Annotated in this window: 19 protein-coding genes and 3 pseudogenes; 9 read left to right on the top strand and 13 right to left on the bottom strand. The window is 59.8% G+C overall.

From position 1 onward, the window contains the following. Positions 1-326: 326 nt before the first annotated feature. Positions 327-517, bottom strand: a pseudogene (locus ACYZT0_RS29210) (PDDEXK nuclease domain-containing protein); the annotation flags it as partial. Positions 518-734: 217 nt separating this feature from the next. Here ACYZT0_RS29210 and ACYZT0_RS29205 point away from each other — a divergent pair. The 4 genes and pseudogenes from ACYZT0_RS29205 to darG all read left to right on the top strand — a co-directional run bounded on the left by ACYZT0_RS29205 (position 735) and on the right by darG (position 3,514). Continuing rightward, positions 735-1,655 carry a restriction endonuclease gene (locus tag ACYZT0_RS29205; RefSeq protein ID WP_462044063.1) on the top strand — a complete coding sequence of 307 codons (921 nt, stop codon included), beginning with the start codon at positions 735-737 and terminating at the stop codon, positions 1,653-1,655. Between the two features lie 191 nt (positions 1,656-1,846). Further along, positions 1,847-2,125 (top strand): annotated as a pseudogene (locus ACYZT0_RS29200) (DarT ssDNA thymidine ADP-ribosyltransferase family protein); the annotation flags it as partial. Further along, positions 2,124-2,429: pseudogene (locus tag ACYZT0_RS29195) on the top strand (DUF4433 domain-containing protein); the annotation flags it as partial. The pseudogenes ACYZT0_RS29200 and ACYZT0_RS29195, both read left to right, overlap by 2 nt. Next, positions 2,426-3,514, top strand: a complete 1,089-nt coding sequence (gene darG, locus ACYZT0_RS29190; protein ID WP_462044062.1) for a type II toxin-antitoxin system antitoxin DNA ADP-ribosyl glycohydrolase DarG — start codon at positions 2,426-2,428, stop codon at positions 3,512-3,514. The pseudogene ACYZT0_RS29195 and the gene darG, both read left to right, overlap by 4 nt. A gap of 51 nt (positions 3,515-3,565) precedes the next feature. Here the strand turns inward: darG and ACYZT0_RS29185 are convergent, their stop codons facing one another. From ACYZT0_RS29185 to ACYZT0_RS29160, 6 genes are read right to left on the bottom strand one after another with little or no spacing between them, the layout of a single operon-like run. Then, positions 3,566-4,381, bottom strand: a complete 816-nt coding sequence (locus ACYZT0_RS29185; protein ID WP_462044061.1) for a YfaP family protein — start codon at positions 4,379-4,381, stop codon at positions 3,566-3,568. 3 nt (positions 4,382-4,384) lie between these two features. Beyond that, a complete protein-coding gene (locus ACYZT0_RS29180) occupies positions 4,385-6,004 on the bottom strand; it encodes a DUF2300 domain-containing protein (RefSeq protein WP_462044060.1) in 1,620 nt (539 codons plus the stop codon). A gap of 1 nt (position 6,005) precedes the next feature. Further along, complete coding sequence (locus tag ACYZT0_RS29175; protein ID WP_462046654.1) at positions 6,006-10,571, bottom strand: alpha-2-macroglobulin family protein; 4,566 nt, start codon at positions 10,569-10,571, stop codon at positions 6,006-6,008. Continuing rightward, the gene (locus ACYZT0_RS29170; protein ID WP_462044059.1) at positions 10,568-11,218 is read right to left on the bottom strand and encodes a DUF1175 domain-containing protein; all 651 of its coding nucleotides are present in this window, start codon (positions 11,216-11,218) and stop codon (positions 10,568-10,570) included. Before ACYZT0_RS29170 ends, ACYZT0_RS29175 begins: the two co-directional genes overlap by 4 nt. Beyond that, complete coding sequence (locus tag ACYZT0_RS29165; protein WP_462044058.1) at positions 11,203-12,915, bottom strand: DUF2138 domain-containing protein; 1,713 nt, start codon at positions 12,913-12,915, stop codon at positions 11,203-11,205. The genes ACYZT0_RS29170 and ACYZT0_RS29165 overlap by 16 nt, the downstream gene beginning before the upstream one ends. Before the next feature lie 48 nt (positions 12,916-12,963). Continuing rightward, complete coding sequence (locus ACYZT0_RS29160; RefSeq protein ID WP_462044057.1) at positions 12,964-13,755, bottom strand: YfaP family protein; 792 nt, start codon at positions 13,753-13,755, stop codon at positions 12,964-12,966. Positions 13,756-14,144: 389 nt separating this feature from the next. Here ACYZT0_RS29160 and ACYZT0_RS29155 point away from each other — a divergent pair, with 389 nt between their 5' ends. The 5 genes from ACYZT0_RS29155 to ACYZT0_RS29135 all read left to right on the top strand — a co-directional run bounded on the left by ACYZT0_RS29155 (position 14,145) and on the right by ACYZT0_RS29135 (position 20,855). Beyond that, the gene (locus tag ACYZT0_RS29155; RefSeq protein WP_462046497.1) at positions 14,145-15,203 is read left to right on the top strand and encodes an IS110 family RNA-guided transposase; all 1,059 of its coding nucleotides are present in this window, start codon (positions 14,145-14,147) and stop codon (positions 15,201-15,203) included. Positions 15,204-15,695: 492 nt separating this feature from the next. Further along, on the top strand, positions 15,696-15,938 hold the full coding sequence (locus ACYZT0_RS29150) for an exodeoxyribonuclease VII small subunit (RefSeq protein ID WP_007894317.1): 243 nt from the start codon (positions 15,696-15,698) through the stop codon (positions 15,936-15,938). Next, entirely contained in the window at positions 15,935-16,822 is an 888-nt protein-coding gene (gene ispA, locus ACYZT0_RS29145; RefSeq protein ID WP_462044056.1) for a (2E,6E)-farnesyl diphosphate synthase, read from the top strand. Before ACYZT0_RS29150 ends, ispA begins: the two co-directional genes overlap by 4 nt. A gap of 91 nt (positions 16,823-16,913) precedes the next feature. After that, entirely contained in the window at positions 16,914-18,812 is a 1,899-nt protein-coding gene (gene dxs, locus ACYZT0_RS29140; RefSeq protein WP_462044055.1) for a 1-deoxy-D-xylulose-5-phosphate synthase, read from the top strand. Between the two features lie 159 nt (positions 18,813-18,971). Beyond that, positions 18,972-20,855 carry a TonB-dependent receptor domain-containing protein gene (locus ACYZT0_RS29135; RefSeq protein ID WP_462044054.1) on the top strand — a complete coding sequence of 628 codons (1,884 nt, stop codon included), beginning with the start codon at positions 18,972-18,974 and terminating at the stop codon, positions 20,853-20,855. Between the two features lie 111 nt (positions 20,856-20,966). On the opposite strand, the gene ACYZT0_RS29130 is transcribed toward ACYZT0_RS29135, so the two are convergent. From ACYZT0_RS29130 to thiL, 6 genes are all read right to left on the bottom strand, one after another. Further along, positions 20,967-21,767 (bottom strand): cobalamin-binding protein, encoded by an 801-nt coding sequence (locus ACYZT0_RS29130; RefSeq protein ID WP_462044053.1) that lies wholly within the window; start codon positions 21,765-21,767, stop codon positions 20,967-20,969. Further along, on the bottom strand, positions 21,767-22,186 hold the full coding sequence (locus ACYZT0_RS29125; protein ID WP_462044052.1) for an MFS transporter: 420 nt from the start codon (positions 22,184-22,186) through the stop codon (positions 21,767-21,769). Before ACYZT0_RS29125 ends, ACYZT0_RS29130 begins: the two co-directional genes overlap by 1 nt. Next, positions 22,183-22,800 (bottom strand): GTP cyclohydrolase II, encoded by a 618-nt coding sequence (gene ribA, locus ACYZT0_RS29120; RefSeq protein WP_027924335.1) that lies wholly within the window; start codon positions 22,798-22,800, stop codon positions 22,183-22,185. Before ribA ends, ACYZT0_RS29125 begins: the two co-directional genes overlap by 4 nt. A 111-nt stretch (positions 22,801-22,911) precedes the next feature. After that, on the bottom strand, positions 22,912-23,667 hold the full coding sequence (locus ACYZT0_RS29115; protein WP_462044051.1) for a substrate-binding periplasmic protein: 756 nt from the start codon (positions 23,665-23,667) through the stop codon (positions 22,912-22,914). Between the two features lie 22 nt (positions 23,668-23,689). Further along, positions 23,690-24,193: a phosphatidylglycerophosphatase A family protein gene (locus ACYZT0_RS29110; RefSeq protein ID WP_150782649.1), complete on the bottom strand. Its 504-nt coding sequence runs from the start codon at positions 24,191-24,193 to the stop codon at positions 23,690-23,692. Continuing rightward, positions 24,190-25,155 (bottom strand): thiamine-phosphate kinase, encoded by a 966-nt coding sequence (gene thiL / locus ACYZT0_RS29105; protein WP_462044050.1) that lies wholly within the window; start codon positions 25,153-25,155, stop codon positions 24,190-24,192. Before thiL ends, ACYZT0_RS29110 begins: the two co-directional genes overlap by 4 nt. Positions 25,156-25,164 lie beyond the last annotated feature (9 nt).

The following is a 25,164-nucleotide window of genomic DNA, read 5'->3' as shown; positions in this document are numbered from 1 at the left end:
TTAGCAGCTGGCGGAGCCTGCTGCTACAAGTCACGGGATAGCTCTACCCCGCACACCACGCTGGGAATTCCCCAAAAAAATCAGTATGCTGCGCCCCACATTTGCGCATCACCCCGCCTCGCGGCGCTGATCGCACCGACAACGCAGATGATTTTCTCGCCGAGTCCCACAGCCGGACGCAAGATCCGGGTGTACGTTTTGAAGGCTGGCGCGGTTTACCAAAAATGAACCAAGCCAGTCCCCGAGAAGCCGGCCACAAGCCGGCTTTTTAATGCCTATAAGAAAGTGATTTACGAAGGATCTGTCTCAGGCTTCGTCAGCATTCGTCATATAAATTCATGCAACTTAGCCTGTAACAACTTCTTGTACGGCAGTTGAGTCTGATATTCCGCGATCAATGCGGGCGAAAGTAAACGGTTGAGTGCGTACTCCACGACTTCGTCATCTTGCTAGCGCACAGCAAAACCCCGAGTGCAGGGTTTTCATGCGGTTTGCGGACATTGCGGTCCAGAGCCTCAAAGCTTGCGTATGCCAGACGGCGGACTTTATTGCGCAGGGATGTTCCGTAGTACAAAACCCTTTGCTAACACTCGGGTTAGCCCATCACCGATCCTACACGGCGCGTTACGCTTTCTCGAAGCCAACGCCTCACCGGTGAGGGCTGCCTGAGTGACCGTTAATTTATACTCGCCCGCTGATAAGCACAAAAACGTAGCCATCACAGGGAAGCGTCCATGTCCGTTCCAACTTACGATCAGTTCATCGAACCCATTCTACGTTTTCTCGTCACCAAAACCGACGGTGCACCGACCCGGGATGCCCAGGAAGCCGCCGCGAAGACGCTGCAACTGACCGAAGAGCAACGGCAAGAACTGACCGCAAGTGGTCAGGCTACCTACAAGAACCGAGCTGGCTGGGCACACGACCGCCTCAAACGCGCCGGTCTATCCAGCTGCGCAAAACGCGGTTACTGGAAACTAACTGATGCGGGGGTGACCTATGCCAAAGAGAATTCCACCCCCATGCCCGCCGATGAAGTGGAGCATTTAGCCATTGGCTATATGCATGTGAAGTTGAAAGTCGCCGCCGACGCCGCACCGCTGGATGACCAACCTGCCGTTGAACCGGATGTGACGTCCGCCACCGCCAGCCCGGATGATCGACTTGAACAAGCGCTCCAGGAATTGCGCGAAGCAACCGCCGCAGACCTCTTGGATAATCTGTTACAGGTCAGTCCCAATCGCTTCGAAGTGATCGTGCTGGATGTGCTTCATCGCCTAGGGTACGGCGCCAGTCGCAATGACCTTCAACGTGTCGGCGGCTCTGGTGATGCCGGCATCGACGGCATTATCTCGCTCGACAAGCTGGGATTGGAGAAGGTTTACGTTCAAGCCAAGTGCTTGCAGAACACAGTGGGCCGTCCTGAGCTGCAGGCTTTCTACGGTGCACTCGCCGGGCAAAAGGCTAAGCGCGGGGTGTTCATCACAACTTCTGGTTTCACGGCAAACGCGGTGGATTTCGCCAAATCGGTGGACGGTATTGTGTTGGTGGATGGCACGCGACTGGTACATCTGATGATGGATCATGAGGTGGGGGTTACATCGCGACTATTGCGGCTGCCGGCGCTGGATCGTGATTACTTTGATGAGGAGTGAGCAGGAGTCATTTGGCGACCAGAACATCACCCGATGACGCTTGTGGGCTTGAGTGATATCACAATAGAATCACCCAAAGCGTCCTGCCGAACCGTACTAATGTATGAGCTCTTCTCCAAGGTCGTTATTGGCACGGAAGAATTAGCAGGGATGAAGCCAGTTCAGCTTATGCATAGGTCAAGGAGACCGACATGCCGGACATCAAGGAACAAAAACTTCTCTACCACCTCACCTCGCTTGATAACCTGAGGAGCATTTTTCAGAACGGCCTGAAGCCACGAGTGCAACTCGCTGCGTTCGCAGACGTGGCTGATGCCGAAATCCTGAGAAAACGACAGACTCTTGAATTAGAGCGGTACGTCCCCTTTCACTGGTTTGCCGCGAACCCGTTCGATGGGAGCGTCCAGCGCAGTAGACCCGACTCGCAATTCGTCGTGATCTCGGTTCATCGAAACTTCGCCATTAGAAACCCCGTTTGTCTTCACAAACGCACATGCCTACCCGGATTGGACAGAGTATTACAGCGATCTGGAGAGCCTCGGCCATATCGATTGGTCTATCCTTCAACGGCGCGACTTCAAGCGTGACCCCGATGACCCTCGAAAGATGGAGCGTTATCAGGCCGAAGCGCTGATTCACCATCACCTACCGATTACAGGACTCCTTGGCATCATGTGCTACACCGATGCAATGAAAGAACGCATAGAGCAAGACGTCGCCGCTAGAGGCCTGACGTTGTCTGTTCATGCGCGTCCGGGATGGTATTTCCAATGATCAGATTTACCCAAGGCAACCTTCTGGAAGCCAAAACCGAAGCCCTCGTCAACACGGTGAATACCGTAGGCGTGATGGGCAAAGGTATCGCATTGATGTTCAAAGAACGCTTCGCGGAGAACTACCGTCTGTATTCGGCGGCCTGCAAGGCTGGCGAGGTAGAAACAGGCAAGGTTCACGTAACGGCAGTCAACGAACTGGACGGTCCTCGCTGGATCGTAAACTTTCCTACCAAACGTCACTGGCGATCACCGTCGCAGATGGCATGGATAACCGAAGGCTTACACGATCTGCGTCGCTTCCTGATTGAAAACGACGTGAAGTCCGTGGCCGTTCCACCGCTAGGTGCCGGTAACGGTGGTTTGAAATGGCCAGAAGTCCGCGAACAGATTGTTGATGTCTTGAGTGATCTGGATGTCGATGTGTTGGTATTCGAACCTTCCAACCAGTATCTGAATGTTGCCAAGCGTAGCGGCGTGGAAAAGCTTACGCCTGCTCGCGCACTCATTGCCGAACTGGTTCGACGCTACTGGGTTTTGGGCATGGAATGCAGCCTGCTTGAGATTCAGAAGCTAGCCTGGTTCCTTGAGCGTGCTATCGAGAAGCTACCGAACACCGAAAACCCGCTGAATCTTAAGTTTGTTGCTCATAAGTACGGGCCATATGCCAATCGGTTGGAGCATCTGCTCAATAACCTGGATGGAAGCTACCTGCATTGCGACAAGCGCATCAGTGATGCGGGTATCAGTGACGTGATCTGGTTTGATCAAGAGCGCAAAGCTTTTCTGCAAACCTATCTGAAAACAGAGGCCAAGGAGTATTCCCAGGCGCTGGAGCGCACCGCCGAGTTAATCGACGGCTTTGAGTCGCCCTTCGGTATGGAACTGTTGGCGACGGTCGATTGGTTGCTGAGTCAGGAGAAGGTATCCCCCACTGTTCCTGCCGTACGCGAAGCGTTGAAGCATTGGGATGGCGGAGCCGGTGCTGCAGCTCGCAAGAGCAGGCTGTTCGACGATCCGGCGCTTGATATCGCACTGAAACGTCTGACATCCAGTAGTTTCAGGCCTGAAATGGCTGCCTGTTAACTTCAATTGTCCCCGAATAATTGTCCAACAGCCCGTTGGACAATTATTTCCTCACGGATAACTAAACCCCTTTACCAACGTCAACTCCCCCACCGCCCGCATCGGCACCAGAAAAGTCTCCATCTTCTCGTTCGGCGTCCCCTCCTCCGTTATCACCGTGACCTGCGCCGTGGTCAGCGGTTGAACCGCATCCTCCTGCCCGTCCTCATCACTGCGATACCCGCCTCCGAAGTAGTTCACGTAAACGAGGTATTGGCCCTTGATCGGCGCTGGCATGGCAAAGATTTCCGGGCCATACCCGGTCGTCACGTCGACATCGAGCGCCGCGCCATTGGGCGCAACACGATCGCCGTACCAGATGTGGGCGCCGTCAGGTGTGATGAGGTGCAGGTCAAGGTCGGTGTTGTCGCTATCCCAGGAAAGCAGTACGCGCAACTTCGCCGGAGTTGCCCCGCCGCTGGCGTTGAGAAATTGGGTTCGGTGGCGCTGCTGACCATCGGGGCTACGGACTTCAACGCTGTTGCTGCCATTGGGAAACGAGAACGGGCGATCAAAGCGGCCGGCAGGGTCGATCTTCAGCGGCATGCTGACGCCGTTGACGATCAACCGGCCCGGCTCACTGGACTTGGGTGTGGCTTTGATCTGCCCGGTAATGCGTGCTGTATTGGCCTGCCCGACCGGTGTGTTCACCGAGGAAGCCGGGTAGTTGACGGACTGGCGAAAGTTTTCACCTTCGCCTTCAACCGCGCCCGTGCGCCAGCCCCCGACGGGGGTGTCGAGTTTGACGGCGCTTTCAGCCGTAAGAACCGTCGGCAATACGCAAAAGGAACAGAGGAACAGGAAGACCTGTGGATAACGGAGTTTCATGGCCTATTCCAGCAAGAGGTGGCGGGCGAGCCCTTCGATGTAGGTTTCATCCTGGCCGTTGGGGTGTGCTTCGAAGGCCAGGTGCAAGTATTCGTGGGTCAGGTCGAGGCGGTCTTGCAGCGACAGCACGCCGCGCACGTAGAGGCGTTGGCGCTCGCGGTCGACATAGGGGCGACCGAAGGCGAGGCGGCAGACGGCGAAGGTGCTGACTTCGTTGTAGCCAACCTCGCTTTCCAACCGCGGACGCCAGCCGCGGCGTTGGTTCAGCAGCCAGTCTTGCGCGGCGGGGAGTGCTTCGCAGGAGGCGACGGGGTTGTCCCAGCGGCTGAGGCTGGCGCGCGGATAGGCGTGGAGCAGGATGGCGTCGTAGCGTTGGCCGGCGTTGGCTTGCTCGACGGCTTGCTGCCAGGAGAGTTTGTCCGGGCCGGGTTGGTCGGAGTGGTAGGTGACGGTGCTGCCCGCGAGGACCAGGTCGCTGGTCCAGGCGGCGATGTTGCGCGATTCGGGGGTGGCCGGACGTGGGGCGACGCGTTGTCGGCTGCTGCTGTCGTCAATGCTCAGGCAGTCGCCGTGGCGGGTGGCGTTTTGCAGCAGGTAAGTGCGGATGGCGACGGTCAGGGCTTTGGCGGCTTCGGCGGGTTCGGGTTTGGCTTCACGCTGGAGGACCCGAGCAACGTATTCTTCGCGATCCAGGCGGGCGACGAGCGTGTCTTTGAGCAGGAATAGTTCGCCGTCGCTGTGGATATCCAGTTGATTGCCGTTGGTGAATTCGACGCGGTAGTCGCCCTGCAAGGGCCCCGACTCAACAACACGGTCCCCCTCCAGAACGCGCCTGATCGGATAACGGGAAAACAGACCGACCTCAACACAACGACCCGCCTCTGCTGGCCATGACGACGGCAGAACAGTCGCCAGCGCCTGACCATAATTGCGCAAGACCGTCTGACTGGTCCCTCGCCCGCCCGCCCAGATCGGCGTTCCATCTGCCAACCACCCAGCAAACCCACCCTGACGCGACGAAGGATCCTGATCCCCCAACCAACTCCAGGTTTTCACCCGCAACCGGCCGCCAAGTTCGCCCACAGCATTCCCGTCAGCCGCATTCAACACCACGTCCAGCAACACTCGTCGCGCCTGATCCTGCGCCGGCATCACGGCCAACATTCGTAGCAACTCAGTCACCGGAATCCGGGTAGCAGGTTGCAACGACGGCAAATCCAGCAACCACTCCGGGGCCTGTCGCGCCTGCCAATACTTGCGCCAGTCAGCGCCAGCAATGCCCAACCGCTGCGGTTCAAAGTACAAACCACACGATTTCACCAACGCCTGATCGCGACCAATCTTGCCGCCTGCGGTGCAGCAATAGACTTCCTCTTTCGACTGACCGCGACACGCGTAAGGCGATTCATGAGCGCCGGTATCCACCAGCCAGCCGTACACAAACAACTTCCACACACTGCCCAAAGGCGTCTGCAAATCAGCAGGCAACGGCTCACGCGAAATCACTTGAGTCCGGCTCAACGAAATCAATTCACCCTTGATGCCCAGACGCAACGGCTCGTCCTGCGCTGTCGCCAACGCAGGAATCAAACACAGCAGCCACCAGACCAGCGGTCGGGTCATGTCAGTTGACCGTGACCTGGCCGAGAGCCGGTTTCTGTTCCTGAGCCTGATGCTGTGGCGCGTAGACCTGAGTGAAACGCACCGGCGGCAGGTTGAACTGGCCCTTCTGTGAGAAGCGCACCAAATGACGCAGACGCAACTCGCCACTCAAGGCATCAACCGGAATGGCATAGGCCATTTGCCCCGGTTCAAAACGCGCCTTCTCCAGCGCTGCCGGCTCGGTGCCAGCCTTGCCCATGAGCTTGATGCCCCACGTGGTGCGCTCGACATCGGCACCCGGTGGCAGCGGCACTTCGAGCATGCCGTAGCGCAGCGGTTTCGCGGCTTTGCTGGTGATGATCACTTCGTCCAGATACAGGCTGTCGCTGGACAACGGTTTGTTGCCGACCGCTTCCAGTTTGAAGTTGAAGGCTTCGTCACCCGGCACCAGACGCGACAGGCGACGGGTGATGGTCACGGCCATCGGATCAACCGCCGGTTGCTTGGTCTGATAACTCAGCGCGACGCGCAACGGACGTTCCTGCGTCCCAGTCAGCGACAACACTGTCGGCACGGGCGAAGAACCCTGCCAAGTCCAATACATCTCGCCAGTATCACCGTGTTCTTTTTTCCAGCCTTCACCCGGTGCCAATGCGATGGTGGGCGAAGCCTGCTCGATACTGCGCTGCAACCAGGTCAGCGCCAACGCGCGTTCCAGGGTCGACTGCTGGGGTAGCAGACGTTGCAGCAACGCTGCCGCGTGAGCCTGATCGAAGGCTTGCAGCGACAGGTTCAACGCTTCGGCAAACGGTTGAGAACTGACGGCCAACCGCTGCTGAGCATCTGTCAGTTGCCGATTAAAGGTGTCCGGCAGATTGACCTTCGATTGCTTCGCCAAAGAGGCAGTCAACGCACGAGCGGCAGCCAAACCGAGCGCCGAATCCGGATCGCTCATGACCATGCTGTCCTCACCATCCTCCATCAGGTTCGACGCATTACCCGCACCCGCTTTCGACAGGTCCTCCATCAACCCGCTGAGCAAAGTGTTCACCGGCAATTGCATCTGTTTGGCGAACGACAGAATCAGCGCTCTCTGCAGCAGCGGCGTGTTCTTGGCCTGCGCCGAATAAACCTCCAGCACCCGCTGCCAATGCTCCGGCGGCAGGCTCAACTCCAGCGCTTTGCTGGCGTGCCAGTCGGCGTAGTAAGCGTAAGCAGTGAGGAATGCATCGGGCTCACCGTCCATGCCCCACCAGGTGAAGCTCGCCGAAGGCCCGGCCATTTGCACCAGACGCAGACGGCTGTTTTGCATGATCAAGCGCAAGCGATCGCGGGTTTGCGGGTTCGACGCCAAGGTCGGATAAGCGATGCTTAACGGCAGCAAGCGGCTAGCGGTTTGTTCGACACCGCCGTACGGATAACTCAGTAAATCATCGAGCACGGAACGGAATAGCGCTTGCGGACTGTCATCCAGACGCAGACGAACATCCGTGGCGTCCGCCGGCAGGGTCAGTGGTGTATCACCGCTGGCCACATCGAAGCTTTGACTCTGAGTCACCTGCCAACCTTCGCCGGTCGCGGTTAGCCGCACAGCCAAAGCGTCAGCCGTTTTGCCGTCCTGCACCACCTCAGCTGTCCACTCGCCACTGGTCAACGCGAACGCCGGCAGCGCGATGTAGTTGATGCCGTTGTTCAGCGTCACTGGCACGCGCTGTTCGGCGCCAGCGTAATGAATCACCAGCTCAGCCTTGACCGGTTTCTCGGCCTGACTGAAAGCGAACACGCCGAGATCAGGTTTGTCGCCGTTGCGGAATTTGGTTGGCCCGCTCCACTTCAGGTACAGCGGTTTTTCCGAGCGCACGAACTGCTTCTTCTGCCCGACCTGACCGTCATCGGCGATGGCCCGCGCGGTGATGCGCCAGCGGGTCAGCGAGTCCGGCATCTTGAAGGTAAAGCGGGTTTTGCCGTTGGCGTCGGTCACCAGTTCCGGCTGCCACGCAGCGGTGTCGATATCTTCACGACGCGGCCGCTCCAGCACTTTCACGCCTCGCTCGCTGCGGTTGGCTTTGCCCGGCGCACCCGGACTGCCCGGCAATGCCACGTCGTAGCTGATGAACGACAGACTGGCGCTGGTGCGCACATTGTTGCGGCGCGGGTGGTAGAAGAACTGGTCGATGGTCGGTGCGACTTCCGGTTGCAGGGCGTAGACCATTTCGTCGACCACGCTGACCGTCAGGTGCGCCGGGATCGGCTTGCCAGCGAACTGGGTGGTCAAGTCAACCGACACGGTATCGCCCGGCTGATACGTCTCTTTATCGGTGGCGATGGCCACGTCGATCTGCGGCGCGATCACCTTGATGCCGGCGTTCTGGAAGCTGTACTGACCGCCCTTGGTGTAGAGCACCGAGAAGGTCAGGTTCGGCGCGAAACTATCCTTCACCGGGATCCGCGCGCGGTATTGGGTCTCGCTGAGTTTTTCCATCCTCAGCCAGTCGCCGCCCTTGGACAGCAGCGCTGTGGCCTCGACCTTGTCGCGCTCGAGCGACAGCAGTGCATCGCTGATCGGCTCAGGGAAGGTGATCAATGCGAGGGCTTCGTCGCCGGCCTTGTACTCGGGTTTGTCGAGGACGATTTCCACGGTGCCGGGCACGGCTTTGACGCCGTCACCGGTGACCGAATGACCGGTCGCACCCACCACGCGACCATGGTCGTCCTTCAGCGTCAGGTTGTAAGTGCCCGGACGCTCGAACGCCAACGTGAAGCCTTTATCGGCTGCGGCTAGTTTGCCTTCGCCGGTGGTCTGATCTTCCAGACGCACCCAGCTATAACTGCTCGGAGTGACCGCTTTGCTTTGCTCGCTGCCGCCTTCATTCAAATAAATGAACGCAACCTTGTCGCCCACCGCACTGAACCGCTGCGGTGCGCGCAGGCTGAAACTCGCGGCGCCACGGTCGATGAGGATTTCCTTGGTGGTCTTGACCCGATACGCCGCACCATCGCTGGCGAACACGGTGAGCATGTAGCGACTCGGCTTCTCGGCAGCCGGCAGATCGAGCGTCGCGTTGCCCTTGGAATCGGTGGTCAGTTCGGTGCTGGTCAGCTCAACCGGGAATTGCCCGAGGTATTGCAGTTCGTTGTCGACCATCGACAGCTGTTGGGCACGCAAGCTCAGGCTCAACTTGGCGTTGGCCACCGGTTTGCCATCCGGGTACAGCAGCACGAGGCTGCCTTTCATGGGTTCGCCGGTGCGGTAATCCTGCTTGGCCAGGTTCAGGGAAATTTCGAAGTGCGGCTTGATGTATTCGGCGACGCGGAAGGCGCTGCTGTAGGCCTGATCCTTGTAGCTGAAACGCAGTTCATAACCACCTGCTACCGCGTTGTCCGGCAACTGGATACGGCCTTGAGTGCCAGCCTTGGAATCGAGCTTCAGCGCCAGCGATTGCAGCGCCGTGCCGGTGGCATCGAGCACGATCACGTTGACGTCGGCAGCCGTCGGCAGCACCGAGTCACGGGCATTCTTGAACTCGCGACCGACGATTTTCAGCGACACCCAATCCCCCGGCCGATACAGCGGCCGGTCGGTGAAGGCATAGAGTTTGGTGTCGTAGATTTCGCTGTCGTAATAGAAGTTTTCGGAGACAAACACCCCGCCCTCTTCGTCCTCGCCGATCACGAAAGAACGCTCTGGGCTGACATGCTTCAAGCGCAGCAAGCCATCGGCATCGGTGGCGCCACTGCTCATCACGCCCAACCCATCGGTCCATAGAACGTTGACCTTCGGCACCGAACTGCCTTCGTGTTTGCGCGCGGCCCACACCAGCAGTTCATCACCGGCAATCTTGCTCACGGCCACGGTGTTGGAAACGAAGACCATGGTGGTCGCACGGTATTTACCAATCAGCGCTTCTACCAGGTACAGACCCGGCTTCAGGTTGCCCAACGGGATATACACGTTGCCCGGTGCAACGCTGACGAACTCGCTGGAAGATCCGGCCAGGTTCACGCCCTCAGGCGGCTGGATCGGTTTGGCTTGCCACAGCGGATAGCGGAATTGGCTGACCACCGGCAAGCCCGGAATCAGCGCGAACTGCGGCTGAGCGTCGTAGGGCGTTGGCGCGGCGATGGCGGTGCCCATCTTCAGTTCCGGCACTTCCTCGGTGACTTGTTTACGCGATTCGTAGGAGAACGCCCGCTGCATCACGCGACGGGATTTGCGGTACCAGTTGTCCCACAAATACGCGAGCGTGTTCGACAGGCCTTCGCCCTTGAACTGGCCGTCGCTGACCACCCGGTGCAGGTTCTTCTGGCGCTTGAGAAAATCCAGCGGCTTGTCGATGCGGTACACGCGAATGTCGGCGCCGCCATAAGGCTCCATGCGGAACCGCCGGTAGTCGCGACCCGGCGCTTCGAGGCGGACCAAAGCCTGCTCGTCGCTGGCAAAACTGCTGTCGGCCAGCAGGAAAAAACTTTCACCGGCCACCGGCGTGTAGCCGCTCGGTTCGACGGTGTCTTCAGCGTTGACCGCCGAAAAAGGCAGCCCTAATACCAACAGCAGAGGCAGAAAACGCAGCATGCGGGCACCGATCATTGGGAGAGAAAGTTCAGTCGATAGACGCCGATGAAGTTGGGGTTGGCTGCGTCGGGTATCCATCGGGTGTCCTTCCATGTCATGAGTTGCTGCAGGCTTGCGGAGCGCATGCCGTTGTCAGTCGGGGTGGTGGTGCCGGTGTGATAGGCGATGTAGCGACCCATCCAGATCATCAGGTGCTGGTCGTCGCCCTGATCGAAAAACATCAGGTCGCCGGGCCGGGCTTGCGCTAAATCGCGGCCGACCAAATGGCTGTTGAACTGAATCAGTTTGATCGCGTTGACGTACGGCCCGACCTTGCCGCCGCCCTGCTGCCATTGCTGGGCGAGACCGCGTTGGGCGTCACTCAGTTGCAGCTCCGGCGGCAGGTAGCGATTGGACAGACCGTTGTTGCGCAGCCATTTGTCGTCATGAACTTTCAGCGCTTCGTTGGCAGCGAATCGCACCAGGCCCGCGCAGTCCTGCTGATACCAGCGCGGGCTCGGGCCTTGGGCCAGTTGTTCCTGGGCGATGCGCACAAACCAGGCGCGGAACACGTGGGATTGCTGCACGTCCAGTGGCGGCGTCTCAGTAGCAAATGCCCGGGTGCCCAGCAGCAACGCCAACAGGCCAAGGCCTCGGATAAGTGCTGTCACAGGGCTTTCCATTCCAGCGGCAGCCATTGCCAGTGGCCGTCGGGTTCGCTGCCTTCCGGAAGCGTCAGTGCATATTTGCCATAGCCGCCGAGCTTGCGCAGTTTCGGGATCAGATAAGTCTGCGCCGCGTTGTAGAACACCGGCTCCATGTCTTGCGGCAGGCTGTCGAGGGTTTCCTGTTGCATCAGCTGCGCCATGGAATCCGGGCCGAAGTAGACCGGCATCAGCAGGTCTTTCGGCACCACGTCAGCCATCGGCGGGAAGCGTTTGTCGAGGGTGCCGAGGGCTTTGTCCACGAGTTTGTCATCTAGGGAAAACAGCAGCGTTGAACCGTGGCGCGCCAGGCTCACTTTCATGAACGCCTTGCCGGTGATCGCGTCCGGATTCTCGGCATCCTTGGCTGCGTAAGGACCGAAGTTGGAGCTGACCTGACGCTGCCATTGGTGGGTTGAGCCTTCCTGTTTCTCGATGACCGGGAACGCGTGCTCTTCGACGTTGCCTTCGTAGGCGCCGACCATCGAGCCGAACAAATTGCCCAGATCACCGTCGAGTTTTGCGCTGTCATCATCATTCAGGCTGGCCACCAGCAACGGCGTGTACAACCGCGAATCGGCGTACCAGCACAGGCCGGCGGCACCGGCCATGTGTTCGGTCAGGGCCTGGGCCACCGATTCTTCGGCGCCAAGTTTCACCAGCAGCGGTTTCTGTTGTTCTGCGGCGAGCGGCAAGGCTACACAGGCGCTGGCGCCCATCGGCATGGCTTGCCAGATCGGTTTGAAATCGAAGTCCGGCTGGTTGTCCAGTTCGTCCATGGCGAGGAAGCTGTGCCAGCCCTTGTCGTCCATGTCGAAGCGCAGGCCGGCGAAGTTCGGGATGAAACGCTGGTACCCCATGGCCAGGACGCTGGTATTCACCGAGAGGCGTTGTTTCACCTCGGGCGCGCGGGGTTGCAGGCCGAAGGCTTCAGGGAACAGTTTGTCGCCGTTGAGCAACGCCGCGATGGCCTTGGTCGAGACGCTGCCCGGTTCTTCCGATGAGCCGCTTTGCGGATCGTAGAGTTTGGTCGGGTTGGACAGCACCACCAGTTTGTCGCCATGGGAGGCGAACAGCAGCGCTTTGCTGGCGTTGTAGCTCAGTTGATAAAGCGCCACATCGTCGGCGCCGACTTTCACATCACCGATTTTGCTCAGCTGCGAATCATCCAGCGCCACTTTCGCCAGCGGCTCCAGCACCTTGGCCAAACCACCGCGATCCATCACCAACAGGAAATCCTTGAGCCGCCCGTCCGCTCCGCGCCACAGCGCGACATCCGCCGGCTGGTCGAAAAGTTGCTCGATCAGGCTGTCCTGCAACTTCAGGTCGTGTTCGTAAATGATCCGCCGCAGACTGCCGATCAAACCGAGACGATCCGCATGCGTTTCGTAATAGAAGACGAAATCTTCGGTCAGGGTTTCCTTGAGGAACGGCACCGCCAACAAGTCCTTGGGCAACTGGCTCAAGGAGTGGGTTTCGAGCAGACCGTCCGGCCGGCTCATGCCCAGTTTGTCGCTGGCCAATTCTGCCGGCGGCGCCTTGGGTTTGTACATGAACCAGCCCAACCCACCGGCCACGCCAGCCACCAGGCACAGCCCGACCAGCAACGCCGGCCAGCGACGAGAAGGTTTGGCTGGGGGTGCGTCGGCGGCCGGGGATACAGTGTTATCGCTCATGTTCACGCTCATGTTCACAAAGCTCAATTCATCCGTGGTGCGGGATGTTCAATAGTTGAAAGTCTTGACCAGCAGCAGGTCACCGATCGCGCGCAGGGGCACGATGAACGTCTCGCGTTTTTCGTCGACGGTGTTTTCGTTGAGCACCAGGTTGATCTGCGAGGTGATCACCTGGTTCTGGTTGCTGGTCTCATCGAAGTTATAGCCGCCACTGCCGAAGTTGCCCCAATAGTTCACGTAAACCAGGTAGGTGCCATGCATCGGCGCGGTCATGATGAACATTTCCGGGCCGGGGCCATCGACGCCGTCCGGGTCCAGCCCGCCACCGTTGGTCAACGCCGAATGAGCCCAGAACGCATGCTGGCCGTCAGGGGTAATGATGTGCAGGTCGAGTTCGGCTTTCGGGTCGTCCCAACCCAACACCACGCGAATCCGCGCCGGGGTGCGCAGGTTGTTGGCTTCATAAAATTGAACGCGCTTGAGCGATTTTCCCTCAGCGCTGCGCACTTCGACGCTGTTGGAACCGGCACCGAACGCATACGGCCGGGCGAAACGCCCTTGGTCGTCGGTGTACAGATTCAGAGGATTGCCGTTAACCGCCAGGCTGTGCGGTCCACGCTGAGTACCGATGGCCTTGAGTTGGCCCTGGATCATTGTGCGATTGCGCTGCACACCCCGGTCAATGGGTGGCGTGGGATAGGCGACTTGAGGATTTTCACTGCGGTCCAGCAGGCCGGAATAACGCCAGCCGCCCACCGGCTCCGACAGCTCGGCCGAAGGCTCGGCCCAGGCCGCGGTCGCGCAGACGAGCGTGATCAGCAATGAAAGAAAACAACGCATGTGACGCCTCCTGCCATGCATAACGAAACCTTGCGCCCGATCCTCGGCGCGTTACAGATTCAAAAACTGCGTTTCGTCAGAAAGACCCGTCACTAGCGGGTCGTAGAAGGCGCGAAGGTTAGCCATTTGGTGGGTTTTTAACAATCGGATACCTCCATATTTGCGGTGGGAATCACGGTGATTGTTGGGCATGAGCCGAATAGCGAGGTTATTCGGCTCACCTATTGAGCCGAATAAACCGCTTTAACCGTAATGCGATTTGTAATTGGATGGACTCGCCCAAGCCGAGGCGTCAATGCGCCACGATGGCAGTCTAATTAGCCAACGACAGCGAGGGCGAGTCCATGAAAAAGCATACTTCGATTGATCAATCCCTGTCTTCTTCCGATTTGTCGGCCTGCACAACCGTGGCGGTCGATCTGGCCAAGCAGGTCTTTCAGGTCGCCGGTGAAGACGTCCTCGGCCAGGTGCACTACGAGCAACGGATCAAGTCGCGCGAGGCGTTTTATGAGTTTCTCCGCCAGTTGCCGCCTCATGTCGTGGTTCTGATGGAGACCGGTCCGGGTGCTCAAGCTTGGGCCCGGCAGTTGCAAGACCAAGGCAATCTGGCACGGATTCTTCCAGCCGGTTTGGTGGCCACACATCGCAGCGGGCCTAAAAATGATCGCAACGATGCGCTGGCGATTCTGCGGGCTGGTCGCGATGAAAAGATCCACGCAGTGCCGGTGAAAAGCGTTGCGGCGCTGGCAATGCAGGCGTTGCATCGCGCCCGCCAAGGTTATGTGCGTCGACGCACGGCGGTGAGTAATCAGATGCGCGGTCTGCTGCTCGAGCACGGCGTGGCCTTGGCGCAGGGCGATGTTGCGATCAGCCAGAAAATTCCGCGGGTACTGGAAGATGCCACCCAGCCGGTGCCGGGCCTGCTGCGAGAACTGATCGACGAACTGTTGGCCGAGTGGCGCCATTTGGGCGAACGCATCAGCGTGCTGACGGGGCGCCTGGAGGTGGCCGCCCGCGCCGACATGACGGCGAAGCGACTGATGACTGTGCGCGGCATCGGCCCAGTCACTGCCACGGCACTGGTGGCCAAGGAAACCAAGCCTGAGCGATTTCCCAATGCCCGCAAGTTTGCCGCGTACTTTGGCATGGTGCCTGACCAGCACAGCAGCGGGCAGACGGTCCGGCTGGGGGACATGACCAAGCGAGGCGATGTTTATTTACGCAGCCTGATGATCCAGGGAGCCCATGCGGTACTGCAACAACTACGACCTGATTCCCAGCAACCCGATGACCGCCGCTTGTTGCGCTGGATGAGCCGACTGGGCCGTAAGGAGGCTGCGGTCAGGCTAGCCAACCGCAACCTGCGAATCGTCTGGGTGCTTCTACAGAATGACCAGACTTATCGTCGCCAGGCTGGTGATGGCCAGCAAGCGACGATGAGCCACTGAGCGACAGAGTTCTGCCACCGAGGTACTAACTGTCCGGCCCTTTGCTGAAAAAAAATTGACCCCAGGTAAGACCGGCGTGGATTGATGCCTTAGCTGCTACTGGCCTTCGAGGCCTGACTGTAATCGGCATACCACGAGCTCTTCCAATTTTGGCCAGAAGCCGAAGACGGCTTCCTCGAATAGGCCTAATACATAGATGCAACGGGGCGGCGGTTTTTCAAAAGCGGGTAGACAGTGAGGGCGAGTCCATACATAGCAGCTGGCGAAGGCTGCGTTCCGACGCAGCAGTGGTAAAACCATCACTCGCAGTACATCAGGCATACCGTGCAAAGCAAGATTGACGACTGCTACGCAGCCGAACGCAGGCTTCGCCAGCTGCTACATAGAGTGTGTTGCTGCTGAAACCAGTGGCCGAAACACCCCGCTCATTTGCCCATAACCCCCATGTCTGCTAGTGTCGCGCCGGTTTAACGTCAACCGGAAATAGCCGCCATGGCCCGCAAAAAAGCTGCACTGGATTTCGAACAATCTCTCGCTGACCTGCAAACGCTGGTGGAGCGTCTGGAGAACGGCGAATTGTCGCTGGAAGATTCGCTGACGGCTTTCGAGCAAGGCATCGGTCTGACCCGCGATTGCCAGGCGGCGCTGGCCCAGGCCGAGCAAAAGGTTCAAGTGCTGCTCGAGCGTGACGGCGAGCTGGCCGAGGAACCCTTCGACGCGGATCAGCCAGAATGATTGCAGCGTATTCGGCGACCAGCCAGTCCCGCGTCAACGCTGCACTGGAAACCCTGTTCAACGCGCCGAGCCCTGAGCTGGCACGTCTATACGAAGCCATGCGCTACAGCGTGATGAATGGCGGCAAACGCGTCCGCCCGCTGCTGGCCTACGCCGCCTGCGAAGCGCTGGGCGGCAAGGCTGAGCAAGCCAACGGGGCTGCTTGCGCGGTAGAGCTGATTCACGCTTATTCCCTGGTGCATGACGATTTGCCGGCCATGGACGACGACGATCTGCGTCGCGGCCAGCCGACCACCCACAAGAAATTCGATGAAGCCTGTGCGATTTTGGCCGGTGACGGTTTGCAGAGCCTGGCCTTCAGCGCCCTGCTCGATCCGCGCCTGAGCACCTCGGACGCGCAAACTCGCCTGCAGATGGTCAGCGCTCTAGCGTTAGCGGCAGGCCCAGCCGGCATGGTCGGCGGTCAAGCCATTGATCTCGGTTCGGTCGGTCTGAAACTCGATCAAAAAGCCCTCGAATACATGCACCGGCACAAGACCGGCGCGCTGATCGAGGTCAGCGTCAAGCTTGGCGCTCTGGCCAGTGGCCGTGCCGAGAAAGACGAACTGAAATCTTTGCAGACTTATGCTCAGGCCATCGGTCTGGCATTCCAGGTCCAGGACGACATTCTCGACGTCGAAAGCGATACCGAAACCCTCGGCAAACGCCAGGGCGCGGACATCGCACGCGACAAGCCAACCTACCCGGCCCTGCTCGGTCTCGACGCCGCCAAGGCCTATGCCTTGGAACTGCGCGATCAGGCCCTGCACGCGCTGCGACCGTTTGACGCGGCAGCCGAGCCATTGCGCGATCTGGCCCGTTATATCGTCGACCGGCGCAGCTGACGGCGTATCTGCCAAAAAAGACCAACGCGTGGGCAGGGGGCGATGCATCAGGTAAACTGCCGCATCTTTTATACCTATAACGATTCGCCTGATGCCCACGACGTTTCATGAGATTCCCCGCAAGCGCCCGACCACGCCCCTGCTCGACCGTGCCAACACGCCGGACGGCCTGCGCCGGTTAGGCGAAGCCGAGCTGGAAACCCTGGCCGATGAGTTGCGCCTGGAATTGCTCTACACGGTCGGTCAGACCGGCGGGCATTTCGGTGCCGGCCTGGGCGTCATCGAGTTGACCATCGCGCTGCATTACGTCTTCGACACCCCGGACGACCGGCTGGTGTGGGACGTGGGTCATCAGGCCTATCCGCACAAAATCCTCACCGGCCGCCGCGAGCGCATGGGCACCCTGCGCCAGAAGGACGGCGTCGCGGCTTTCCCGCGTCGCTCCGAGAGCGAGTACGACACCTTTGGTGTCGGCCACTCCAGCACGTCGATCAGCGCAGCGCTGGGCATGGCCATTGCCGCCCGCCTGCAGAACAGTGATCGCAAGGCGATCGCAGTGATTGGCGACGGTGCTCTGACCGCCGGCATGGCCTTCGAGGCGCTGAACCATGCGCCGGAAGTGAACGCCAACATGCTGGTGATCCTCAACGACAACGACATGTCGATCTCGCGCAACGTTGGCGGGCTGTCGAATTACCTGGCGAAAATCCTTTCCAGCCGCACTTACGCGAGCATGCGGGAAGGCAGCAAAAAGGTCCTGTCGCGCCTGCCCGGTGCCTGGGAAATCGCCCGTCGCACCGAAGAATACGCAAAAGGCATGCTGGTTCCCGGCACGCTGTTCGAAGAGCTGGGCTGGAACTACATCGGCCCGATCGATGGCCACGATCTGCCGACCCTGATCGCCACTCTGCGCAACATGCGCGATCTCAAAGGCCCGCAGTTCCTGCACGTCGTCACCAAGAAAGGCAAAGGCTTCGCTCCGGCGGAAGTCGACCCGATCGGTTACCACGCCATCACCAAACTCGAACCCCTGGGCGCTCCGGCCGCTGCGCCGAAAAAGGCCGGCGGGCCAAAGTATTCCGGCGTGTTCGGCGAATGGTTGTGTGACATGGCCGCGTCCGATCCGCGTCTTGTCGGGATCACTCCAGCGATGAAAGAAGGCTCCGATCTGGTGGCTTTCAGCGAGCGCTTCCCGCTGCGTTACTTCGACGTGGCGATTGCCGAGCAACACGCCGTGACCTTCGCCGCCGGCATGGCGTGCGAAGGCGCGAAACCGGTGGTGGCGATCTACTCGACGTTCCTGCAACGCGGTTACGATCAACTGGTTCATGACGTCGCGGTGCAAAACCTTGACGTGTTGTTCGCCATCGACCGTGCAGGTTTAGTGGGCGAAGACGGCCCGACGCATGCGGGCAGCTTCGACCTGTCGTTCCTGCGCTGCATCCCCGGCATGCTGGTGATGACCCCGAGTGACGAAAACGAACTGCGCAAAATGCTCACCACCGGTCACCTGTTCAACGGCCCGGCGGCCGTGCGTTATCCGCGCGGCAATGGTCCGAACGCGACCATCGAAAAAAACCTCGAACCGATCGAAATCGGCAAAGGCGTGGTTCGTCGTCAGGGCAGCAAAGTCGCCCTGCTGGTGTTCGGCGTGCAACTGGCCGAGGCGCTGAAAGTCGCCGAAACGCTGGATGCAACCGTGGTCGACATGCGGTTCGTCAAACCGCTCGATGAAACACTGGTTCGCGAAATCGCCGGTAGCCATGAGCTGCTGGTGACGATCGAAGAGAACGCGATCATGGGCGGTGCCGGTGGCGCGGTCAGCGAGTTTCTCGCCCGCGAAAACATCCTCAAGTCGATGCTGCACCTGGGCTTGCCGGACAGCTACGTCGAACACGCGAAGCCTGCGCAAATGCTGTCTGAGTGCGGACTGGATGAGGCCGGGATCGAAGCTTCGATTCGTCAGCGCCTGCAATTGCTCAACCTGTAAACCCCCGCCCCTGTAGGAGCGAGCGGTGCGGCGATCCGACTTGCCCGCGAAGGCGACTTAACAGGCAACATAGATGTTGAATGTTACGGCCTCTTCGCGGGCAAGTCGGATCGCCGCACCGCTCGCTCCTACACGGACCGTGTTTTCTACGGACTGCCGATGAAACTCTCCCGCCTCGCCCTGACGCTGACCCTTCTGCCGTCCGGCCCGCTCCTGGCCGACACCTTCGAACGCGATCAAGCGCTGAAACTTCCCGACGTGCTGATCAGCGCCAACCGTCAGGTCGAAGCGCGCAATGACAGCAGCGCCGCCAACACCGTGTTCACCCGCGAAGACATTGATCGCCTGCAACCAGGCAGCGTCACCGACTTGCTGCGTCGTGTGCCGGGTGTGCAAGTCGGGCAAACCGGTGGGCGCGGCAGTCTGCCGGGGATTTACATTCGCGGCACCAAGTCGGCCCAGAGCCTGGTACTGGTCGACGGCCAGCGCATCGGCAATTCCACCTCCGGCGACAGCAACCTGCAACACATCAACATCGAACAGGTCGAGCGCGTGGAAGTGCTGCGTGGCTCCCGCTCGGTGATTTATGGCAGCGACGCGATTGGCGGGGTAATTCAGATCTTCACCCGCCGTGGCGGCGAACCCGGTTTGCAACCGCGAATGCACGTAGGTTTTGGCAGCAATCAGACCTGGGAACGCAGCCTCGGGTTGTCCGGCGGTGACGATCAGACGCGATTCAATCTCGGCGCCAGCCTCGATGAAACCGCCGGAATCAATCGCACTCGCGAGTCGTATCCCAGCGACGGCGATCATGACGACTACCGCAACAAATCGGTGAGCTTGAGCCTGAGTCACGCCCTCACCGATGACATCGAAATCGGCGCCAACCTGCTGGATAACCGTGGCAAAAGTGAGTTCGACAATCCGTTCGGCCGCTTCGACATGGACACGTTCGAGTCAGTCCAGCAGCAGCCCTACAGCGACTTCGCGGTCAGCAGCATCAGCAGTTACGTCGATGCGCGTATCAACGACCGGTGGAAAACCCGCGTCGAGTTCGGTCACAGCGAAAACCGCGAGAAGACGTTGGACAAACTCAGTGACGAACGCAGCGTGTTCAACACGTACCGTGATTCGGTGAACTGGCAGAACGACCTGACCCTCGACGAGCGCAACAGCCTGATCCTCGGCGGCGACTGGTACGAGGACCGAATCAACAGCAGCACGCCATTCGACGAGGACAGCCGCTGGAACCGTGCGGCGTTCATTCAGCATCACTACCAGTCGGATAGCTTCTCCACCGAACTGGGCCTGCGCCGCGATCAGAACCAACAGTTCGGCGGCCAGAATAGCTGGAGCGGCACCTTCACCCTGCCGCTGAATCCGGACAACGATGTGCTGCTGACCTACAGCGAAGGTTTCCGCGCGCCGACGTTCAATGATCTGTATTACCCCGATTTCAGTAGTCCGGATCTGAAACCCGAGACCTCGAAAAGCTACGAGCTGCAATGGCGCAGTCAGCTGACCGACACCGCTCGCCTGGAAGCTTCGCTCTACCGTACGGACCTGGAAGACGCGATTATTTTCGGCAGCAACTCACGTCCGCAGAACGTGGCCTCGGCACGGATCAACGGGTTCGAAGCGGCGTTAAAACAGGAACTGTTCGGCTGGCAGAGTAACCTCGGCGTGGCGATCATCGACCCACGGGATCGCGACAGTGGTCACACCCTGGCTCGTCGCGCGCGGCGGACCTTGAGCCTGGATCTGGATCGGCAGTTCGATCGCCTGGGACTCGGCGCCAGTTGGCAGGCCGTGAGCAGCAGTTATGACGATGAAAACAATCAGCAGCCGTTGGGCGGGTATACGCTGCTGGGGTTGCGCAGCAGCTGGGCGTTGAATCGAGAGATCAAGCTTGAGCTTAAGGTCGATAACGTGCTGGACAAGGGTTTTAGCCGAGCGCTGTACAGCCATGATGGCAGTCAGTATGGGTATCGCGAGGAAGGTCGGGCGTGGATGTTTGGGGTGACCTGGACGCCGGAGTTATAGCCACAAATTAGCGGTATTTCGGCCGGCCTCTTCGCGGGCAAGCCTTGCTCCTACAGGGATCACACTGAATCTGTAGGAGCGAGGCTTGCCCGCGAAGGCCGCGCCTCGGTGTTAGCGATCAGGCGCAATCACTTTGCACAACTTGGCCGTCGCTTCGATCATTTGCCCACTCGGCCGTTCCAAACCTTTATCCGTCACCAACAGCAATTGCCCCTGCGCCACCGCCGTGACTTGCGGCCAGGCTTTCCACGCATCGAGTTGCGCCTGATCGCCGGCCAGAATCACTTCTGGATTACGTTGCAATACCGCCTCAATACTGACCTGCGGTGCCGGCAGTGTCAGGTCGGCAAACACATTGCGCGCCCCGCACACTTCAAGCGCATCGCTGATAATCTGCCCGCCGCCAACGGTGTACAGCGGTCGATCCCAGACCTGATAAAACACTCGTAATGGCTCATCCCGGCGATAACGCTGGCGCAGCGAATCCAGTCGTTGACGCAACTGTTCAGCCAATGAAACGCCACGCTCCGGACGGCCGATCTGTGAGGCAATCGCCTCAATTTGCGACGTGAGTTGTTCGAGGTTGTGGGGCTCAGCAACGTAGGTCGGGATGTTCAACCGCTTGAGCTGTTCACGCTGGGCCGGGCCAACGCTGCCGGGCCAGAGCAACAGCAGATCGGGCTTGAGACTGAGCAGCTGTTCCATGTCCAGCTGACCGTACCGGCCAACGGAAGGAAGGTCTTTGAGTTCGGCAGGACGCTCACCGGCATCCAGCACACCCACCAACAGGTCGGCCGAATCCAGCTCAACAACGATTTCAGAGAGGGACGGCGCGAGGCTGACAACGCGTTCGACCGCAGCCGCCGAGCCACTGACGGCCAGCAGCAAAACCGCCAGCCAGACGGGTCGCATCAGCCGAGTTGACGCGGAATACGGTAAAGGTAGAACAGTACCAGGGTCGACAGCGCCAGCAGCATCAACGGCACGGCTTCGAGGCCGACGAACACTGCCAGGGCACCTATCCAGGCCGGCAGGCCGGCAGCCAGGAACGCGGTACGACGCTTGGCCGCCAGCGCGATCCAGGCAGCAGGCTCTTCAGGGGTGTCGAGGGCTTTTTGAGTGGCGATCAACGCGTGCTTGTAGCCGCCAAAGAATTTCAGGCTGACAAACATCGATGCCACACCCGCGATGAACAACGGCATTGCCAGCACCGGCAGGATCGCCTCGCTCTGGCCAAACACGCCGTTAATCACGAACAGTGGCAGCAAGGCCAAGGCAAGGTATTGCCACCAGTTGAAAGACAATCGCCGCCGTACTTGACCGCGCGTCACGCGCGGTCAGCCTCACCCTGATGCTCGTTGCCCATCATGTGGTCGAGCTTGCTGGCCTTGGTGGCCAGGTAGAGTTTGTTGTGCGGGTTGTGGCCAGTGTGCAGCGGCACGCGCTCGGCGACCACGATACCCATGTCGGTCAAGGCTTTGACCTTGCGTGGGTTGTTGGTCATCAAACGCAGGGACTTCACGCCCAAGTGCTCCAGCATCGGCAGGCACATGGCGTAGTCACGCTGATCAGCAGCAAAGCCCAGACGCTCGTTGGCTTCAACGGTATCGGCGCCGCCATCCTGCAACTCATAGGCGCGGATTTTGTTCAGCAGGCCAATGCCACGGCCTTCCTGACGCAAGTAGAGCAACACGCCACGGCCTTCACGAGCGATGGCCTGCAAGGCGGCCTCGAGTTGCGAGCCGCAGTCGCAACGCTGGCTGAACAAGGCATCGCCGGTCAGGCATTCGGAGTGCAACCGGCCGAGTACCGGGGCACCGTCGGCGAACTCACCCAGGCTCAGCACAACGTGCTCGCGCCCGTTTTCTTCATCGAGAAAGCCGTGCATGGTGAATTGCGCAAAAGGCGTTGGCAGCTTGGAAGCGGCGACAAAAACGACAGGCACCGGTGTGCTCCTGATCAATAAGTACTGGAGATTCGCAGACGCGGCATTGTAACAGCACGTTCCTACAGACGCTTAGGCTGAATTATGGGGCATAACGATCAAAAAGTTAGATCACTGGCCTGCGGGCTCACCGCTGTCGTCGAACGGATAGGGTTGTTTCCAGCGCTCGAAGATCGGTTTCAGCTGGCCGTTTTTCACCAGGTGTTCCATGCGCTGGTCGAACAACGCCATCAATGCTCGGGCATTGGGCGTCTTGGCAAAGCACAGATACAGCGGCAATTCCGCGATGTGGGTGCGACGGAACTGCGACGGATCCTTGGCCCGCTTGATGACATAGTCGACCTCGGTCAACGCGTCGATATAAAAGTCTGCGCGATTGTGGGTCAACATCGACAAAATCCCGGTACGCCGCATGACTTCGTTATATCGGCGTACGTTGGGCAGGTAATCCTGATAGTCGTAGCCGCGGACCCAGGCCAGTCGATAGTTGCCCAGGGTTTGCGGGGTCGGTGCGGGGTTGCTGGCCAGCCCTAGGGCATAGATGTGATCGGTATCGAAGTTCCAGCGCGGATAGAGCAGATCGCTGGACTCCTCATGATAGGAGCCGACACAGGCGTCGACTTCGCCGCGCTGGGCCAGGCCCATGGAGCGGATGTAGGGTTCGCTGCGGATGTCCAGTTTGACCCCCGCGGGCTCGAAGACTTCCCGCAACACGTCCCAACCCAGACCGTGGCCATCGGCGGCGGTGTAGTCTTCCCAGTCTTCGCTGGCCAGATGAATCACCGACGGCGTCGTCGCCCCGTCACCCGCCTGAGCGAACGAGCAAAACATCGTGAAAACCATCACCACCAACCAGCGTCGAGCCATCCTTAGTCCCCTGTTTCGCCCTTCAGGCGAAAATCCATACCAGCCCTTGCATCGCCAGCCACGCAAACACCCCGGCCAAAACGTCATCGAGCATGATCCCGACGCCCCCATGCACATGCCGGTCGATCCAGTGGATCGGCCACGGCTTGAGTATGTCGAAGAAGCGGAACATTAAAAACCCAGCCAACAACCAGTACCAACCTTCCGGCACCAGCCACAGGGTGATCCACATCCCGACCATTTCGTCCCAGACGATGCCTTCGTGGTCGTGCACCCGCAAATCGTCGGCCACTTTGCCACACAGCCAGAAACCAAACAGCATGGTGATGCCGAGCATCAGCCAGTAGCCCCAGTCGGGCAACATCTGCCACAACGGGATAAAGGGTAGCGCAACTAACGAACCCCAGGTGCCCGGTGCTTTTGGCAGGGTGCCCGAGCCGAAGCCGAACGCCAGGAAATGCCACGGATTGCGCCAGACCGACGGCGGTACGAATTCCGCCGGGACCTGTTTGGGATGATCTGTCACGGTGTCTCCCGAAAATGTTGATAGCCCCGGGTTTTCGGGGTGATGTCTTGCCCAACGGCGTCCAGCAGCACTACGCCCTGCCCCGTCGCAACATGCCCGACCACATGGATCGGCCAGCCGTCGCTCAACAATTGCGCTAACTCGACGGACGGCAAGGTAAAGGCCAGCACGTAATCATCACCGCCGCTCAGGGCCGCTACCTCTGCACCCGATTGACCGAGGAAGGCGACTAAAGCTTTCGACAATGGCAGCTTGTCCCGTTCAATCTGAATGCCGACCTTCGATGCGAGAGCGATATGCCCGCAGTCCGCGAGCAGGCCGTCGGAGATGTCCAGCGCCGAGGTGGCTTTCCCGCGCAGTGCCATTCCCAGCCCAAGCTGCGGCTGCGGCGACCAGTAATGCGCCAGCAGCGGATCGGCGATGGCAGCTTCAGCCGTTCGCTGACCAAGCACCAACGGCAAGGCGCCAGCGGCGTTGCCCAGGTCACCGCCAACGCACAGCAAGTCGCCTGGCTGCGCACCGCTGCGGGTCAACGCCTTGCCCGCCGGCACACGACCGAACACGGTCATGGTCAGACTCAACGGCCCACGGGAGGTATCACCACCCACCAGCGCCACACCGCAGCTCTGCGCCATGGTGTTCAAACCACGGGCGTAGGCGTCCAGCCAATCGGCAGTCACCGTCGGCAAAGTCAGGGCAAGAGTAAAAGCAACGGGGGTGGCGCCCATGGCGGCCAGATCACTGACGGCCACGGCCAGCGAACGCTGACCGAGCAGAAACGGGTCGCAAGGGTCTGCGAAATGCACACCGGCCACGAGTGTGTCGGTGGAAATCGCCAACTGCTCCCCGGGAGGAACAGCCAGCAAGGCACAGTCATCACCGATCCCAAGGGCAACGCCTTCGCCGCCCTGCGCACAAGGCGCGGCGGCGAAGAAGTTGCGGATCAGCTCAAACTCACCCATCAGGTATCA

This window comes from Pseudomonas sp. ZS1P83 (genome assembly GCF_054897825.1).
This window is presented reverse-complemented; position numbering and strand designations above follow the sequence as displayed.

Bases quoted from the DNA above. Each gene is read 5' to 3' on its own strand.
- ACYZT0_RS29205 (WP_462044063.1), top strand. From the start codon at position 735: ATGTCCGTTCCAACTTACGATCAGTTCATCGAACCCATTCTACGTTTT.
- darG (WP_462044062.1), top strand. From the start codon at position 2,426: ATGATCAGATTTACCCAAGGCAACCTTCTGGAAGCCAAAACCGAAGCC.
- ACYZT0_RS29185 (WP_462044061.1), bottom strand. From the start codon at position 4,381: ATGAAACTCCGTTATCCACAGGTCTTCCTGTTCCTCTGTTCCTTTTGC.
- ACYZT0_RS29180 (WP_462044060.1), bottom strand. From the start codon at position 6,004: ATGACCCGACCGCTGGTCTGGTGGCTGCTGTGTTTGATTCCTGCGTTG.
- ACYZT0_RS29175 (WP_462046654.1), bottom strand. From the start codon at position 10,571: ATGATCGGTGCCCGCATGCTGCGTTTTCTGCCTCTGCTGTTGGTATTA.
- ACYZT0_RS29170 (WP_462044059.1), bottom strand. From the start codon at position 11,218: ATGGAAAGCCCTGTGACAGCACTTATCCGAGGCCTTGGCCTGTTGGCG.
- ACYZT0_RS29165 (WP_462044058.1), bottom strand. From the start codon at position 12,915: ATGAGCGATAACACTGTATCCCCGGCCGCCGACGCACCCCCAGCCAAA.
- ACYZT0_RS29160 (WP_462044057.1), bottom strand. From the start codon at position 13,755: ATGCGTTGTTTTCTTTCATTGCTGATCACGCTCGTCTGCGCGACCGCG.
- ACYZT0_RS29150 (WP_007894317.1), top strand. From the start codon at position 15,696: ATGGCCCGCAAAAAAGCTGCACTGGATTTCGAACAATCTCTCGCTGAC.
- ispA (WP_462044056.1), top strand. From the start codon at position 15,935: ATGATTGCAGCGTATTCGGCGACCAGCCAGTCCCGCGTCAACGCTGCA.
- dxs (WP_462044055.1), top strand. From the start codon at position 16,914: ATGCCCACGACGTTTCATGAGATTCCCCGCAAGCGCCCGACCACGCCC.
- ACYZT0_RS29135 (WP_462044054.1), top strand. From the start codon at position 18,972: ATGAAACTCTCCCGCCTCGCCCTGACGCTGACCCTTCTGCCGTCCGGC.
- ACYZT0_RS29130 (WP_462044053.1), bottom strand. From the start codon at position 21,767: ATGCGACCCGTCTGGCTGGCGGTTTTGCTGCTGGCCGTCAGTGGCTCG.
- ACYZT0_RS29115 (WP_462044051.1), bottom strand. From the start codon at position 23,667: ATGGCTCGACGCTGGTTGGTGGTGATGGTTTTCACGATGTTTTGCTCG.
- thiL (WP_462044050.1), bottom strand. From the start codon at position 25,155: ATGGGTGAGTTTGAGCTGATCCGCAACTTCTTCGCCGCCGCGCCTTGT.